Origin of the sequence: Pseudomonas sp. GD04015 (assembly GCF_029837675.1) — a bacterium.
In the GTDB taxonomy this organism is placed as follows: domain Bacteria; phylum Pseudomonadota; class Gammaproteobacteria; order Pseudomonadales; family Pseudomonadaceae; genus Aquipseudomonas; species Aquipseudomonas paralcaligenes.
The window spans coordinates 61616-76279 of record NZ_JAOEEE010000013.1 but is presented as its reverse complement, the minus strand read 5'-3'; the positions used below and the strand labels follow the sequence as shown (position 1 = coordinate 76279).

Annotated in this window: 12 protein-coding genes; all 12 read left to right on the top strand. The window is 66.1% G+C overall.

The genetic code is table 11. The annotated features are described in order from the left end of the window. Positions 1-36: 36 nt before the first annotated feature. The 12 genes from N7640_RS13390 (at position 37) to eno (ending at position 14646) form a co-directional block, all read left to right on the top strand. Positions 37-540 (top strand): OmpH family outer membrane protein, encoded by a 504-nt coding sequence (locus N7640_RS13390; RefSeq protein WP_220816194.1) that lies wholly within the window; start codon positions 37-39, stop codon positions 538-540. Between the two features lie 2 nt (positions 541-542). Beyond that, a complete protein-coding gene (gene lpxD / locus N7640_RS13385) occupies positions 543-1601 on the top strand; it encodes a UDP-3-O-(3-hydroxymyristoyl)glucosamine N-acyltransferase (RefSeq protein ID WP_279904365.1) in 1059 nt (352 codons plus the stop codon). A gap of 45 nt (positions 1602-1646) precedes the next feature. Then, positions 1647-2087: a 3-hydroxyacyl-ACP dehydratase FabZ gene (fabZ, locus tag N7640_RS13380; RefSeq protein ID WP_220816212.1), complete on the top strand. Its 441-nt coding sequence runs from the start codon at positions 1647-1649 to the stop codon at positions 2085-2087. Next, the gene (gene lpxA / locus N7640_RS13375) at positions 2084-2860 is read left to right on the top strand and encodes an acyl-ACP--UDP-N-acetylglucosamine O-acyltransferase (protein WP_220816211.1); all 777 of its coding nucleotides are present in this window, start codon (positions 2084-2086) and stop codon (positions 2858-2860) included. The genes fabZ and lpxA overlap by 4 nt, the downstream gene beginning before the upstream one ends. Before the next feature lie 2 nt (positions 2861-2862). Further along, the gene (gene lpxB, locus N7640_RS13370; protein WP_279904367.1) at positions 2863-3996 is read left to right on the top strand and encodes a lipid-A-disaccharide synthase; all 1134 of its coding nucleotides are present in this window, start codon (positions 2863-2865) and stop codon (positions 3994-3996) included. Beyond that, positions 3996-4604, top strand: a complete 609-nt coding sequence (gene rnhB, locus N7640_RS13365) for a ribonuclease HII (RefSeq protein WP_279904368.1) — start codon at positions 3996-3998, stop codon at positions 4602-4604. Before lpxB ends, rnhB begins: the two co-directional genes overlap by 1 nt. 73 nt (positions 4605-4677) lie before the next feature. Further along, complete coding sequence (gene dnaE, locus N7640_RS13360; RefSeq protein ID WP_279904369.1) at positions 4678-8199, top strand: DNA polymerase III subunit alpha; 3522 nt, start codon at positions 4678-4680, stop codon at positions 8197-8199. Positions 8200-8317: 118 nt separating this feature from the next. Next, positions 8318-9268 carry an acetyl-CoA carboxylase carboxyltransferase subunit alpha gene (locus N7640_RS13355; protein ID WP_220815938.1) on the top strand — a complete coding sequence of 317 codons (951 nt, stop codon included), beginning with the start codon at positions 8318-8320 and terminating at the stop codon, positions 9266-9268. Between the two features lie 58 nt (positions 9269-9326). Beyond that, on the top strand, positions 9327-10631 hold the full coding sequence (tilS, locus tag N7640_RS13350) for a tRNA lysidine(34) synthetase TilS (protein ID WP_279904370.1): 1305 nt from the start codon (positions 9327-9329) through the stop codon (positions 10629-10631). 157 nt (positions 10632-10788) lie between these two features. Beyond that, entirely contained in the window at positions 10789-12417 is a 1629-nt protein-coding gene (locus tag N7640_RS13345; RefSeq protein ID WP_279904371.1) for a CTP synthase, read from the top strand. 11 nt (positions 12418-12428) lie between these two features. After that, positions 12429-13274, top strand: a complete 846-nt coding sequence (gene kdsA, locus N7640_RS13340; RefSeq protein ID WP_220815941.1) for a 3-deoxy-8-phosphooctulonate synthase — start codon at positions 12429-12431, stop codon at positions 13272-13274. 82 nt (positions 13275-13356) lie between these two features. Next, positions 13357-14646 (top strand): phosphopyruvate hydratase, encoded by a 1290-nt coding sequence (eno, locus tag N7640_RS13335; protein ID WP_279904372.1) that lies wholly within the window; start codon positions 13357-13359, stop codon positions 14644-14646. Positions 14647-14664: the final 18 nt, after the last annotated feature.

The window sequence follows — 14664 nt, the reverse complement described above, 5'->3', positions numbered from 1 at the left end:
TTTGCTAGACAACATGTCTTGTTGCAGGAGTGCATCGTGCGTAAGTTGACTCAACTGGTTCTGGTTGCCGCGGCCCTGGTGGCGACCCCGGCCTTCGCCGAGATGAAGATCGCGGTGATGAACTATCAAATGGCCCTGCTCGAGTCGGACGCCGCCAAGAAATACGCTGTGGACGCCGAGAAGAAGTTCGGTCCGCAGCTGAGCAAGCTCAAGCAGCTGGAGTCCGACGCCAAGCGCATCCAGGACCGCCTGGTCAAGGATGGCGAGAAGATGCAACAGGCCGAGCGCGAGCGCCTCGAACTGGAGTTCAAGCAGAAGGCCCGGGACTTCCAGTTCCAGTCCAAGGAACTGAACGACGCCAAGGCGATCTCCGACCGCGACATGCTCAAGCAGCTCAAGCCGAAGCTGGACAAGGCGGTCGAGGAAGTGATCAAGCAGGGCAACTACGATCTGGTGCTGGAGCGTGGTGCCGTGGTCGACGTCAAGCCGCAGTACGAGATCACCCGTCAGGTCATCCAGCGCATGAACTCGCTGCGCTGAAGATGAACGCTCCGGTCTTCACCCTCGGCCAGCTGGCCGAGCGTCTCGGCGCCACCCTGCGTGGCGCCGCGGACAAGCCGATCCGTGGCCTGGCGACTCTGCAGGATGCCGGCCCGGATCAGCTCAGCTTCCTGTCCAACGCCCAGTATCGCAAGTTCCTCGGCGACACCCGCGCCGGCGTGGTGCTGCTGACCGAGGCCGATGCCGAAGGTTACGAGGGCGATGTGTTGCTGGTGGCCAATCCCTACCTGGCCTTCGCCCAGCTCTCCCACCTGTTCGACACCAAGCCTGTGGCCGCCGCCGGCGTGCATCCGACCGCCGTGGTGGCTGCCGATGCGCAGATCGACCCGAGTGCCAGTGTCGGTGCCTGCGCGGTGATCGAGAGCGGTGCGCGGATCGGCGCCGGCGTCGCCATCGGCGCCCATTGCGTGGTCGGCGCGCGCTGCGTGATCGGCGAGGGCGGCTGGCTGGCGCCGCGCGTGACCCTCTACCACGACGTGATGATCGGCAAGCGCGTGGTCATCCAGTCGGGCGCCGTGATCGGCGGCGAAGGCTTCGGCTTCGCCAACGAGAAGGGGGTCTGGCAGAAGATCGCCCAGATCGGCGGCGTGGTGCTGGGCGACGACGTGGAAGTCGGCGCCAACACCACCATCGACCGTGGCGCCCTGGCCGACACCGTGATCGGCAACGGCGTGAAGCTGGACAACCAGATCATGATCGCGCACAACGTGCAGGTCGGCGATCACACCGCCATGGCCGGCTGTGTCGGCATCTCCGGCAGCACCAAGATCGGCAGGCACTGCATGATCGCCGGCGGCGTCGGCATGGTGGGGCATATCGAGGTGTGCGACAACGTGTTCGTCACCGGCATGACCATGGTCACCCGCTCGATCACCGAGCCGGGCGCCTATTCCTCCGGTACCGCCATGCAAACGGCGGCCGACTGGAAGAAGAGCGCCGCCCGCATACGTCAACTGGACGACATGGCGCGGCGCCTGCGCGAGCTGGAAAAGCGCCTCGCCGCCGTGACCCCGGCCGACCAGGCCTCATCAGATGCCTGATCGTGCCCGAGGCACGCCCCTATTTTCAGTAAAGGCTTTCCGCAAATGATGGACATCACCGAGATTCGCGAATATCTGCCGCACCGCTACCCGTTCCTGCTGGTGGATCGGGTCGCCGAGCTGGACGTCGAAGGCAAGACCATTCGCGCCTACAAGAATGTCAGCATCAACGAGCCTTTCTTCAACGGCCACTTCCCCGAGCACCCGATCATGCCGGGCGTGCTGATCATCGAGGCCATGGCCCAGGCGGCCGGCATCCTCGGCTTCAAGATGCTCGACGTGAAGCCGGCCGACGGCACCCTCTACTACTTCGTCGGCTCCGACAAGCTACGCTTCCGTCAGCCGGTTCTGCCGGGCGACCAACTGGTGCTGCAGGCCAAGTTCCTGAGCTGCAAGCGCAGCATCTGGAAATTCGAATGCCAGGCCAGCGTCGACGGCAAGGAAGTGTGCTCGGCCGAAATCATCTGTGCGGAACGCAAGCTATGAGTTTGATCGACCCTCGCGCAATCATCGATCCGTCGGCCAGGTTGGCCGCGGACGTCCAGGTCGGCCCTTGGTCGATCATCGGACCCGATGTGGAAATCGGCGAGGGCACGGTGGTCGGTCCGCATGTGATAGTCAAAGGCCCGACCGTTATCGGCAAGCACAACAAGATCTACCAGTTCTCCTCGGTCGGTGAAGATACCCCGGACCTGAAGTACAACGGCGAGCCGACCCGCCTGGTGATCGGCGACCACAATGTGATCCGCGAAGGCGTGACCATTCATCGCGGCACCGTGCAGGACCGGTCGGAGACCACCATCGGCGACCACAATCTGCTGATGGCCTATGTGCACGTCGGCCACGACAGCGTGATCGGCAACCACTGTATTCTGGTCAACAACACCGCGCTGGCCGGCCATGTGCACATGGGCGACTGGGCGATCCTCTCCGGCTTCACCCTGGTCCACCAGTTCTGCCGCATCGGCGCACACAGCTTCTCCGGCATGGGCACGGCCATCGGCAAGGACGTGCCTGCCTACGTCACCGTGTTCGGCAATCCGGCCGAGGCGCGCAGCATGAATTTCGAGGGGCTGCGCCGTCGCGGTTTCAGCGCCGAGTCCATCGCCGCGCTGCGGCGGGCCTACAAGGTGGTCTATCGTCAGGGCCTGACGGTCGAGCAGGCGCTGGCCGAGCTGGCCGAATCCGCCGTCCAGTTCCCGGAGGTCGCGGTGTTCCGCGACTCCGTTCAGGCCTCGACCCGCGGCATCACCCGCTGATCATGAGCCGTCCTCTTCTTGTCGCGCTGGTCGCCGGCGAGGCTTCCGGCGATATTCTCGGTGCCGGCCTGATGCAGGCACTCAAGGCCCGTCATCCACACGTCGAGTTCATCGGTGTCGGCGGCCCCCGCATGGAGGCCGAAGGCCTGGTCTCCGCGTTCCCCATGGAGCGCCTCTCGGTGATGGGGCTGGTCGAGGTGCTCGGCCGTCTGTGCGAGCTGCTCGGGCGGCGCAGGCGCCTGATCAGGGACCTGATCGCCGCGAAGCCGGACGTGTTCATCGGCATCGACGCCCCGGATTTCAACCTGACCCTGGAACTCAAGCTGTGCCAGGCCGGGATTCGCACCGTGCACTACGTCAGCCCCTCGGTCTGGGCCTGGCGGCAGAAGCGGGTGCTGAAGATCCGCGAGGCCTGCGACCTGATGCTGACCCTGTTCCCCTTCGAGGCGCGCTTCTACCTGGACCACCAGGTGCCGGTGCGCTTCGTCGGCCACCCGCTGGCCAACACCATCCCGCTGCAGGCCGACCGGGCTGGCGCACGCGAAACCCTGGGGCTTGCCGCAGACGAGTCGGTGGTAGCCCTGCTGCCGGGCAGCCGTGGCAGCGAGGTAGCACGCCTCGGCGAGCTGTTCCTCGATGCCGCCGAGCGCCTGCGCGCGCTGCGTCCGGGCGTGCAGTTCGTGCTGCCCTGCGCCAACGCGGAGCGCCGCGCCCAGCTGGAAGCCATGCTCGCCGGTCGCAACCTGCCGCTGCGCCTGCTCGATGGCCGTTCGCACGAGGCGCTGGCCGCCTGTGATGCGGTGCTGATCGCCTCGGGCACCGCGACCCTCGAGGCGCTGCTGCACAAGCGCCCGATGGTGGTGGCCTACAAGGTGGCACCGTTGACCTACCGGATCCTCAGGCGCCTGGTGAAGAGTCCCTACATCTCGCTGCCCAACCTGCTGGCCGAGCGCATGCTGGTGCCCGAACTGATCCAGGACGCCGCTACCCCGGACGCCCTGGCCCACGCCCTGGCGCCGCTGCTGGACGATGGCGCGGTGCAGACCGAAGGCTTCGACGTGATCCATCGCGCCCTGCGCCAGGATGCCTCGCAGCAGGCCGCCGACGCGGTGCTTAAGCTGGTGGGAGAGGGCTGATGCAACTCGGACTCGATTTCGCCCTGGTCGAGGCGCTGGTCGCCGGCGTCGATGAGGTCGGCCGCGGCCCGCTGTGCGGACCGGTGGTCACCGCTGCGGTGATCCTCGATCCGATGCGCCCGATCACGGGTCTCAACGATTCGAAGAAACTCACCGAGGCCCGCCGCGAGAAGCTGTTCGACGAGATCCGCGAGAAGGCCCTGGCCTGGTGCATTGCCCGCGCCGAGGTGGAGGAGATAGACCGTCTGAACATCCTCCATGCCACCATGCTGGCCATGCAGCGCGCGGTGGAGGGATTGAGCGTCGTTCCGAAGCTGGCCCTGATCGACGGCAACCGCTGCCCGAAACTGGCGGTGCCCAGCGCTCCTGTGGTCGGCGGCGACGCCCAGGTGCCGGCCATCGCCGCCGCCTCCATCCTGGCCAAGGTCAGCCGCGACCGCGAGATGGTCGAGCTGGACCTGCTCTACCCGGGCTATGGCATGGCCGGGCACAAGGGCTACCCCACGCCGGTGCACCTGGAGGCGCTCAAGCGCCTGGGGGCTACGCCGATCCACCGGCGCTCCTTCGCGCCGGTGCGCGTGGTGCTGGAGGCGGCCGGACTGTCGTAGACGCGGCTGTCCTTTCAAGGCAGGCCCGGTACAATCCGGGCCCTATCGTTTCTGTGTCACCAACGGGATTGCCATGACCGCCACCTTCGTCCATCTGCGCCTGCACACCGAGTTCTCCCTGGTCGACGGCCTGGTGCGGGTCAAACCCCTGGTCAAGGCGGTGGCCGGTGCCGGCATGCCGGCCGTGGCCGTCACCGACATGAGCAACATGTGCTCGCTGGTGAAGTTCTACAAGACCGCCATGGGCGCGGGCGTCAAGCCCATCTGCGGCGCCGACATCTGGCTGGCCAGCCCGGACGAGGACGGCCCGCTGTCGCGCCTGACCCTGCTGGTGATGAACGCCCAGGGTTATCGCAACCTCACCGAGTTGATCTCCCGCGGCTGGGCCGAGGGCCAGGACAACGGCCTGGTGATCATCCAGCGCGACTGGGTCAAGGAGGCGGCCGAGGGGCTGATCGCGCTGTCCGGCGCTCGCGAGGGCGAAGTCGGCATGGCCCTGCTGGCCGGTGAGCAGAAGCGTGCCGAGGAGCTGCTCGGCGAGTGGATGGCGGTGTTCCCCAATCGGTTCTACCTGGAGGTGCAGCGCACCAATCGGGTCAACGACGAGGAGCACCTGCACGCGGCCGTCGACCTGGCCTCGCGTACCGGTGTGCCGCTGGTGGCGACCAACGATGTGCGCTTCCTCAAGCAGGAAGATTTCGAGGCCCACGAGACCCGCGTGTGCATCGGCGAGAGCCGCACCCTGGACGACCCGCGCCGCCCACGCAACTACTCCGAGGAGCAGTACCTCAAGAGCCCGGAGGAAATGGCCGAGCTGTTCTCCGACCTGCCCGAGGCGCTGGAGAACACGCTGGAAATCGCCAAGCGCTGCAATATCGAGGTGCAGCTGGGCAAGTACTTCCTTCCTGACTTCCCCACACCCAACGGCATGGGCATCGACGACTACCTGCGTCACGCCTCGTTCGAGGGCCTGGAAGAGCGCCTGGAGGTCTTGCTGCCCAGGGACACCCCCGATTACGAAGCGAAGAAACAGGTCTACATCGACCGCCTGAACTTCGAACTGGACATCATCATCCAGATGGGCTTCCCCGGTTACTTCCTCATCGTGATGGACTTCATCCAGTGGGCGAAGGGCAACGGCGTGCCGGTCGGTCCCGGTCGGGGCTCGGGTGCCGGTTCGCTGGTGGCCTACGTGCTGAAGATTACCGACCTCGATCCGCTGGCCTATGACTTGCTGTTCGAGCGTTTCCTCAACCCCGAACGGATTTCCATGCCCGACTTCGACGTCGACTTCTGCATGGACGGCCGCGATCGGGTGATCGACTACGTGGCGGACAAGTACGGCCGCAACGCGGTGAGCCAGATCATCACCTTCGGCTCCATGGCGGCCAAGGCGGTGGTGCGCGACGTGGCGCGGGTGCAGGGCAAGTCCTACGGCCTGGCCGACCGCCTGTCGAAGATGATCCCCTTCGAGGTCGGCATGACCCTGGAGGCCGCCTACGCCCAGGAAGAGGTGCTGCGCGACTTCCTCAAGAACGACGAGGAGGCCCAGGAAATCTGGGACATGGCCCTCAAGCTGGAGGGCATCGTGCGCGGCACCGGCAAGCACGCCGGCGGCGTGGTGATCGCGCCGACCAAGCTCACCGACTTCGCGCCGACTTCCTGCGACGAGGCGGGCGATGGCCTGGTGACCCAGTTCGACAAGGACGACGTCGAGCAGGCCGGCCTGGTGAAGTTCGACTTCCTCGGCCTGCGCACCCTGACCATCATCAAGTGGGCGATGGAGACGATCAACCGCGAGCAGGCCAAGAAGGGCCTGCCGGACCTCAACATCGACTTCATTCCGCTGGACGATAAACCGACCTACGCGATGCTGCAGAAGGCGGAGACCACCGCAGTCTTCCAGCTCGAATCACGCGGCATGAAGGAGCTGATCAAGAAGCTCAAGCCGGACTGCCTGGAAGACATGATCGCACTGGTGGCGCTGTTCCGCCCTGGCCCGCTGCAGTCGGGCATGGTGGACGACTTCATCAACCGCAAGCACGGGCGCGAGGTGATTTCCTACCCGCACCCGGACTATCAGTACCCTGGCCTGGAGCCGGTGCTGAAGCCCACCTACGGCATCATCCTGTACCAGGAACAGGTGATGCAGATCGCCCAGGTCATGGCCGGCTACACCCTGGGTGGCGCGGACATGCTGCGTCGCGCCATGGGCAAGAAGAAGCCCGAGGAGATGGCCAAGCAGCGCGGCGGCTTTATCGAGGGCTGCGCCAACAACGGCATCGACGCCGACCTGGCCGGCAACATCTTCGACCTGGTGGAAAAGTTCGCCGGCTACGGCTTCAACAAGTCGCACTCCGCCGCCTACGGCCTGGTCTCCTACCAGACCGCCTGGCTCAAGGCGCACTACCCGGCGCCCTTCATGGCCGCGGTGCTATCGGCGGATATGCACAACACCGACAAGGTGGTGATCCTCATCGAGGAATGCCGCCACATGAAGCTGCGCATCGATGCGCCGGACGTGAACACCTCCGAATTCAAGTTCACCGTCAACGACGACGGACGCATCGTCTACGGCCTGGGCGCGGTCAAGGGCGTGGGCGAGGGGCCGGTGGAGGCCATCGTCGAGTGCCGTGCCGAGGGCGGGCCGTTCAAGGACCTGTTCGACTTCTGCAACCGGGTCGACCTCAAGCGCATCAACAAGCGCACCCTGGAGGCGCTGATCCGCTCCGGCGCGCTGGATCGCCTCGGCCCCTACTACCAGGACGAGCTCAAGGCCTACCAGGCCAGCGTGGACAAGAACCGCGCCGTGCTGCTGGCCTCCATGGAGGAAGCCGTGCAGGCGGCCGAGCAGACCGCCCGCAGCCACGACAGCGGCCATATGGACCTGTTCGGCGGGGTGTTCGCCGAGCCCGAGGCGGACATGTACGCCAACCACCGCAAGGCCCGCGAGCTGTCGATCAAGGAACGCCTGAAGGGCGAGAAGGACACCCTCGGCCTGTACCTGACCGGCCACCCGATCGACGAATACGAAGGCGAGGTGCGCCGCTTCGCCCGCCAGCGCATCGTCGAGCTGCGCCCCGCCCGTGATACCCAGACCATCGCCGGCCTGATCGTCAACCTGCGGGTGATGAAGAACAAGAAGGGCGACAAGATGGGCTTCATCACCCTGGACGACCGCTCCGGGCGGATCGAGGCTTCGCTGTTCGCCGACGCCTTCGCCAGTGCCCAGGCGCTGCTGCAGACCGACGCCCTGGTGGTGGTCGAGGGTGAGGTGAGCAATGACGAGTTCTCCGGCGGCCTGCGCCTGCGCGCCAAGCGGGTGATGAGCCTGGAGGAGGCGCGCACCGGCCTGGCCGAGAGCCTGCGCATCCGCGCGCCACGCGAGGCGCTGCAGGGCGACCGCCTGCGCTGGCTGGGCGAGCTGTTCGGCAAGCACAAGGGCGCCTGCCCGCTGACCCTGGATTACAGCGGCAGCGAGGCTCGCGCGGTGCTGCAGTTCGGCGAGCAATGGCACATCGACCCGGCTGACAACCTGATCCAGGCCCTGCGTGACCAGTTCGGAAAAGACAACGTCTTCCTCCAATACCGCTGAGCGGCAGTCCGCAGGTCTGCCGCATCGGCCTCGACCCTGGGTGCCTTATCCCTTAAGGTAGGGCGCCAGATGGAATCAGCCGCCCGGCCTTTCGGCCGCCGATGCAAGACGGACGCCTATGAACCCGAACTTCCTCGACTTCGAACAGCCGATCGCCGACCTGCAAGCCAAGATCGAAGAACTGCGCCTGGTCGGCAACGACAACGCGCTGAATATCAATGACGAGATATCCCGCCTGCAGGAAAAGAGCAGTGCGCTGACCGAGACCATCTTCGGCAACCTCAGCAGCTGGCAGATTTCCCAGCTGTCGCGCCATCCCCGCCGGCCCTACACCCTCGACTACATCGAGCATCTCTTCACCGAGTTCGACGAGCTGCATGGCGACCGCCACTTCTCCGATGACGCCGCCATCGTCGGCGGCACCGCCCGCCTGGATGGCCAGCCGGTGATGATCATCGGCCACCAGAAGGGCCGCGAGGTGCGCGAGAAGGTGCGTCGCAACTTCGGCATGCCGCGTCCCGAGGGCTATCGCAAGGCCTGCCGCCTGATGGAGATGGCCGAGCGCTTCAAGCTGCCGATCCTGACCTTCATTGACACCCCCGGCGCCTACCCGGGCATCGACGCCGAGGAGCGCAACCAGAGCGAGGCCATCGCCTGGAACCTGCGCGTCATGGCACGGCTGAAGACGCCGATCATCGCCACCGTGATCGGCGAAGGCGGCTCCGGCGGCGCCCTGGCCATCGGCGTATGCGACCAGCTGAACATGCTGCAGTACTCCACCTACTCGGTGATCTCGCCGGAAGGCTGCGCCTCGATCCTGTGGAAGACCGCCGAAAAGGCGCCCGACGCCGCCGAGGCCATGGGCATCACCGCCGAGCGCCTGAAGGGCCTGGGTATCGTCGACAAGGTAATCGCCGAGCCGCTGGGCGGCGCCCATCGCGATCCGGCCACCGCGGCCCAGTCGATCCGCGCCGAGCTGGTCGAGCAGCTCGACATGCTGCGCACCCTGGACGACGCCCAGCTGCTGGAGCGCCGCTACGAGCGCCTGATGAGCTACGGCGTGGCCTGATCGGGCCAGGCGCATCGCACGACGGGCCTTCGGGCCTGTTGTTGTTTAAGCTGGCGGTATGACCGCGCTCAAATCCCTCCTTCTCCGTTCTCTACGGCCCTGGCGCGACGCGCCGGCCTGGCGTGTCGCCCTGTCCGGGGGCCTGGACTCGACCGTGCTGCTGCACCTGTTGGTGCGTCTGCGCGAGCGGGAAGCGCTGCCGCCGCTGTTCGCCGTGCATGTCCACCATGGCCTGCAGGCGGTTGCCGATGGCTGGCCGGCGCACTGCCAGTCTTTCTGCGATGGCCTGGGCGTACCGCTGCAGGTGGAGCGAGTGCGGGTGGACGGCGGCGCCAGCCTGGAGCGCGCTGCGCGGATGGCCCGTTATGCGGCCTTCGAGCGCCAGCTGGGGGAGGGTGAAGTCCTGCTGACCGGGCAGCATCGCGACGATCAGGCCGAGACCCTGCTGTTTCGCCTGCTACGTGGCGCCGGGGTGAAGGGCATGGGCGGCATGCCGTCGTCGCGCCGTCTCGGTGCTGGCTGGCTGGTGCGTCCGTTGCTGGATTGCCCGCGCGCGGCGCTCGAATCCTACGCCGGCGAGCAGGGTCTGCGCTGGGTGGAAGACCCGTCCAACGCCGATACGGGGCTGGCGCGCAATTTCCTGCGGCGCGAGGTGTTTCCGGCGCTGGCGCGGCGCTGGCCGCAGGTCGGCGCCAATCTGGCTCGCACCGCCGAGCTCATGCGTGAAACGGAGCAGTTGCTGGCGGAACTGGCTGAGCTGGATCTCGCGGCGGCCCGCAGCGATAGCGGTCTGCCGTGGCTTGAGCTGCCTTCGCTGGAGCTGGCGCCCTTGCTGGCGTTGCCCGAGCCGCGCCAGCGCAATGCGTTGCGTCACTGGCTGGCGCCGCTGACGCGCATGCCGGACAGCGACCACTGGGCCGGCTGGGCCGACCTGCGCGATGCGGCAGTGGACGCCGCGCCGGTGTGGCGACTGGAGGGTGGCGAACTCAGGCGTGCCGACGGGCGGTTGTGGTGGCTCCGCGGCGACTGGCTGCTCAACCCACCGGCTCCGGCCGAAGGGTTCGACCCGGCGCAGCCGCTGCGTCTCGACGGCAATGGGCTGGTACTTCTGGAGGGTGCGCCGCCTGCCGGCCCGCTTCGGCTGCGCTATCGGCAGGGCGGCGAGGTCATGGCACTGCCGGGGCGGGGTCATCGTGACCTCAAGCGCCTGCTCAACGAGCGCGGCGTGCCGGCCTTCGTGCGTGGTCGCCTGCCGCTGCTCTACCGTGGTGACGAGCTGCTGGCCGTGGCCAACCTGCCCGGGCTCGACGGCCCTTCGTCGGGAGAGTGGCGGTTCAGATGGCTAAGCTCGGATTTGAGCTGAAAGGCCCTTTCGGGTAGACTACGCTCCCGTCTTATTACTGCTTCTGTGGGCTCCCTCGGAACCCGCAGCGGCATGCTTTATTCAGGTTGGCCAAGGCCGGCCTGCGCTCATACCCCGGCGGCGCTGACCGCTTGAACGCAGACTTCTAGGATTTTTCATGACGCGCTACATCTTCGTCACGGGCGGTGTTGTTTCTTCATTGGGGAAAGGCATCGCCTCGGCTTCCTTGGCGGCCATCCTGGAGGCGCGTGGCCTGAAGGTCACCATGCTCAAGCTGGACCCCTACATCAACGTCGATCCGGGCACCATGAGCCCGTTCCAGCACGGCGAGGTGTTCGTCACCCACGACGGCGCCGAGACCGACCTCGACCTGGGCCACTACGAGCGGTTCATCCGCACCACCATGACCCAGAACAACAACTTCACCACCGGCCGCGTCTACGAGCACGTGCTGCGCAAGGAGCGCCGTGGCGACTACCTGGGCGCCACCATCCAGGTGATCCCGCACATCACCGACGAGATCAAGCGCCGCGTCATCAAGGGCGCCGGCGACGCCGACGTGGCCATGGTCGAGATCGGCGGCACCGTGGGCGACATCGAGTCCCAGCCGTTCCTCGAGGCCGCGCGCCAGCTGCGTGTGGAGCTGGGCGCCAAGCGTGCCATGTTCATGCACCTGACCCTGGTGCCGTACATTGCCACCGCCGGCGAGACCAAGACCAAGCCGACCCAGCACTCGGTCAAGGAGCTGCGCTCCATCGGCGTGCAGCCCGACGTACTGATCTGCCGCTCCGACCACGAGATCGACCTGGCCTCGCGGCGCAAGATCGCCCTGTTCACCAACGTGGAAGAGCGTGCGGTGATCGCCCTGGAAGACGTCGACACCATCTACAGGATTCCCACGGTCCTGCACGCCCAGGGCCTGGACGACATCGTCGTCGAGCGTTTCGGCCTGCAGTGCCAGCCTGCCGACCTCTCCGAGTGGGACCGCGTGGTGGACGCCAAGCTGAACCCGGAGAAGGAAGTCACCATTGCCATGGTCGGCAAGTACATGGAGCTGCTGGACGCCTACAAATCGCTGATCGAGGCGATGAACCACGCCGGCATCCAGAACCGCACCAAGGTCAACCTGCGCTACATCGACTCCGAGGAGATCGAGAACGAAGGCATCGCCAAGCTGGAGGGCGTCGACGCCATCCTGGTGCCCGGCGGTTTCGGCCTGCGTGGCGTGGAAGGCAAGATCCGCACCGTGCAGTACGCTCGCGAGAACAAGATCCCCTACCTGGGCATCTGCCTCGGCATGCAGGTGGCGGTGATCGAGTATGCCCGCAACGTGCTGGGCTGGAGCGATGCCAACTCCACCGAGTTCGACCAGAACAGCGGTCACCCGGTGGTCGGCCTGATCACCGAGTGGCAGGACGCCACCGGCGCCACCGAGCTGCGCACCGACGCTTCCGACCTGGGCGGCACCATGCGCCTGGGCGGCCAGGACTGCCAGCTGGTCGACGGCTCCCGCGTCCGCGAGTGCTACGGCAAGGACGTGATCGTCGAGCGCCACCGCCACCGCTACGAAGTGAACAACAACCTGCTGCCGCAACTGGAGCAGGCAGGTCTGAACATCACCGGCCGCTCCGCCGACGGCGCCCTGGTGGAAGTGGTCGAAGCCCCGGACCACCCGTGGTTCATCGCCTGCCAGTTCCACCCGGAGTTCACCTCCACCCCGCGCGACGGCCATCCGCTGTTTAGCGGCTTCGTCAAGGCGGCGTTGCAGAAAGCCGGCAAGGCATAAAGGAAGAGCCCATGGCCCAGAAGATCATCAAGGTCGGCGACATCGAGATCGCCAACGACAAGCCGTTCGTCCTGTTCGGCGGCATCAACGTACTGGAGTCGCGCGACCTGGCCATGCAGGCCTGCGAGGAATACGTGCGGGTCACCGAGAAGCTCGGCATCCCCTACGTGTTCAAGGCCAGCTTCGACAAGGCCAACCGCTCCTCCGTCACCTCCTTCCGCGGCCCGGGTCTTGAAGAGGGTCTGAAGATCTTCGAGGAAGTGAAGAAGACCTTCGGCGTGCCGGTGATCACCGACGTCCACGAGCCGTTCCAGGCTGCCCCGGTGGCCGAGGTGTGCGACATCATCCAGCTGCCGGCATTTCTCTCCCGGCAGACCGACCTGGTGGTCGCCATGGCCAGGACCGGCGCGGTGATCAACATCAAGAAGGCCCAGTTCCTCGCGCCCCAGGAGATGAAGCACATCCTGACCAAGTGCGAAGAGGCGGGTAACGACCAGCTGATCCTCTGCGAACGCGGTTCCTCCTTCGGTTACAACAACCTGGTGGTGGACATGCTCGGCTTCGGCATCATGAAGTCGTTCGAGTACCCGGTGTTCTTCGACGTGACCCATGCCCTGCAGATGCCGGGCGGCCGCGCCGATTCCGCCGGCGGCCGCCGCGCCCAGGTCACCGACCTGGCCAAGGCCGGGATGAGCCAGGGCCTGGCCGGTCTGTTCCTCGAAGCCCACCCGGAGCCGGAGCAGGCCAAGTGCGATGGTCCGTGCGCCCTGCGCCTGAACAAGCTGGAGCCCTTCCTGTCCCAGCTCAAGCAGCTGGATGACCTGGTCAAGAGTTTTTCGCCGATCGAGACTGCCTGATCGGGCAGTTCTCCGGTAAAGTGCGCGCCCGTCGGCCGCAACCGGCATCCCCTCCCGACAACAGCTTGGAGTGCTACACGCGATGGCAAAAATCGTCGACATCAAGGGCCGCGAGGTTCTCGACTCCCGTGGTAACCCCACCGTAGAAGCCGATGTGATCCTCGAAGGCGGCATCATCGGTAGCGCCTGCGCGCCGTCCGGTGCCTCCACCGGTTCCCGCGAAGCGCTGGAACTCCGTGATGGCGACAAGAGCCGTTACCTGGGCAAGGGCGTGCTCAAGGCCGTGGCCAACATCAATGGGCCGATCCGTGACCTGCTGCTGGGCAAAGACGCCCGTGAGCAGAAGGCACTCGACCTGGCGATGATCGACCTCGACGGCACCGAGAACAAAGGCAAGCTGGGCGCCAACGCGATCCTCGCCGTGTCCCTGGCCGCCGCCAAGGCCGCCGCCCAGGCCAAGGGCGTGCCGTTGTACGCGCACATCGCCGACCTGAATGGCACCCCCGGCCAGTACTCCATGCCGGTGCCGATGATGAACATCATCAATGGCGGCGAGCACGCCGACAACAACGTCGACATCCAGGAATTCATGGTCCAGCCGGTCGGCGCCAAGAACTTCGCCGACGCCCTGCGCATGGGCGCCGAGATCTTCCATCACCTGAAAGCCGTGCTGAAGGCCCGTGGCCTGAACACCGCCGTGGGCGACGAGGGTGGCTTCGCGCCGAACCTGGCTTCCAACGAGGACGCCTTGGCTGCCATCGCCGAGGCTGTGGCCAACGCCGGCTACAAGCTGGGCGACGACATCACCCTGGCCCTGGACTGCGCCTCCTCCGAGTTCTTCAAGGATGGCCGGTACGACCTGGAAGGCGAGGGCAAGGTATTCAGCGCCGAAGGCTTCGCCGACTACCTGGCCGGCCTGACCCAGCGCTACCCGATCATTTCCATCGAAGATGGCATGGACGAGTCCGACTGGGCTGGCTGGAAGGTGCTGACCGACAAGATCGGCGCCAAGGTGCAACTGGTCGGCGACGACCTGTTCGTGACCAATACCAAGATCCTCAAGCGCGGCATCGACGAGAAGATCGGCAACTCGATCCTGATCAAGTTCAACCAGATCGGCTCGCTGACCGAGACCCTGGAAGCCATCCAGATGGCCAAGGCCGCCGGTTTTACCGCCGTGATCTCGCATCGCTCCGGCGAGACCGAGGACAGCACCATCGCCGACCTGGCCGTAGGCACTGCCGCCGGTCAGATCAAGACCGGTTCCCTGTGCCGTTCCGACCGCGTGTCCAAGTACAACCAGCTGCTGCGCATCGAAGAGCAGCTCGGCGGAAAGGCACCCTACAAGGGCCGCGCCGAGTTCCGCGGCTAAGCCGGGAATGGTAAAAGG

Coding starts and splice junctions, on each gene's coding strand:
- N7640_RS13345 (WP_279904371.1), top strand. CDS start 10,789: ATGACGCGCTACATCTTCGTCACGGGCGGTGTTGTTTCTTCATTGGGG.
- fabZ (WP_220816212.1), top strand. CDS start 1,647: ATGATGGACATCACCGAGATTCGCGAATATCTGCCGCACCGCTACCCG.
- lpxB (WP_279904367.1), top strand. CDS start 2,863: ATGAGCCGTCCTCTTCTTGTCGCGCTGGTCGCCGGCGAGGCTTCCGGC.
- lpxD (WP_279904365.1), top strand. CDS start 543: ATGAACGCTCCGGTCTTCACCCTCGGCCAGCTGGCCGAGCGTCTCGGC.
- rnhB (WP_279904368.1), top strand. CDS start 3,996: ATGCAACTCGGACTCGATTTCGCCCTGGTCGAGGCGCTGGTCGCCGGC.
- lpxA (WP_220816211.1), top strand. CDS start 2,084: ATGAGTTTGATCGACCCTCGCGCAATCATCGATCCGTCGGCCAGGTTG.
- tilS (WP_279904370.1), top strand. CDS start 9,327: ATGACCGCGCTCAAATCCCTCCTTCTCCGTTCTCTACGGCCCTGGCGC.
- N7640_RS13355 (WP_220815938.1), top strand. CDS start 8,318: ATGAACCCGAACTTCCTCGACTTCGAACAGCCGATCGCCGACCTGCAA.
- eno (WP_279904372.1), top strand. CDS start 13,357: ATGGCAAAAATCGTCGACATCAAGGGCCGCGAGGTTCTCGACTCCCGT.
- kdsA (WP_220815941.1), top strand. CDS start 12,429: ATGGCCCAGAAGATCATCAAGGTCGGCGACATCGAGATCGCCAACGAC.
- dnaE (WP_279904369.1), top strand. CDS start 4,678: ATGACCGCCACCTTCGTCCATCTGCGCCTGCACACCGAGTTCTCCCTG.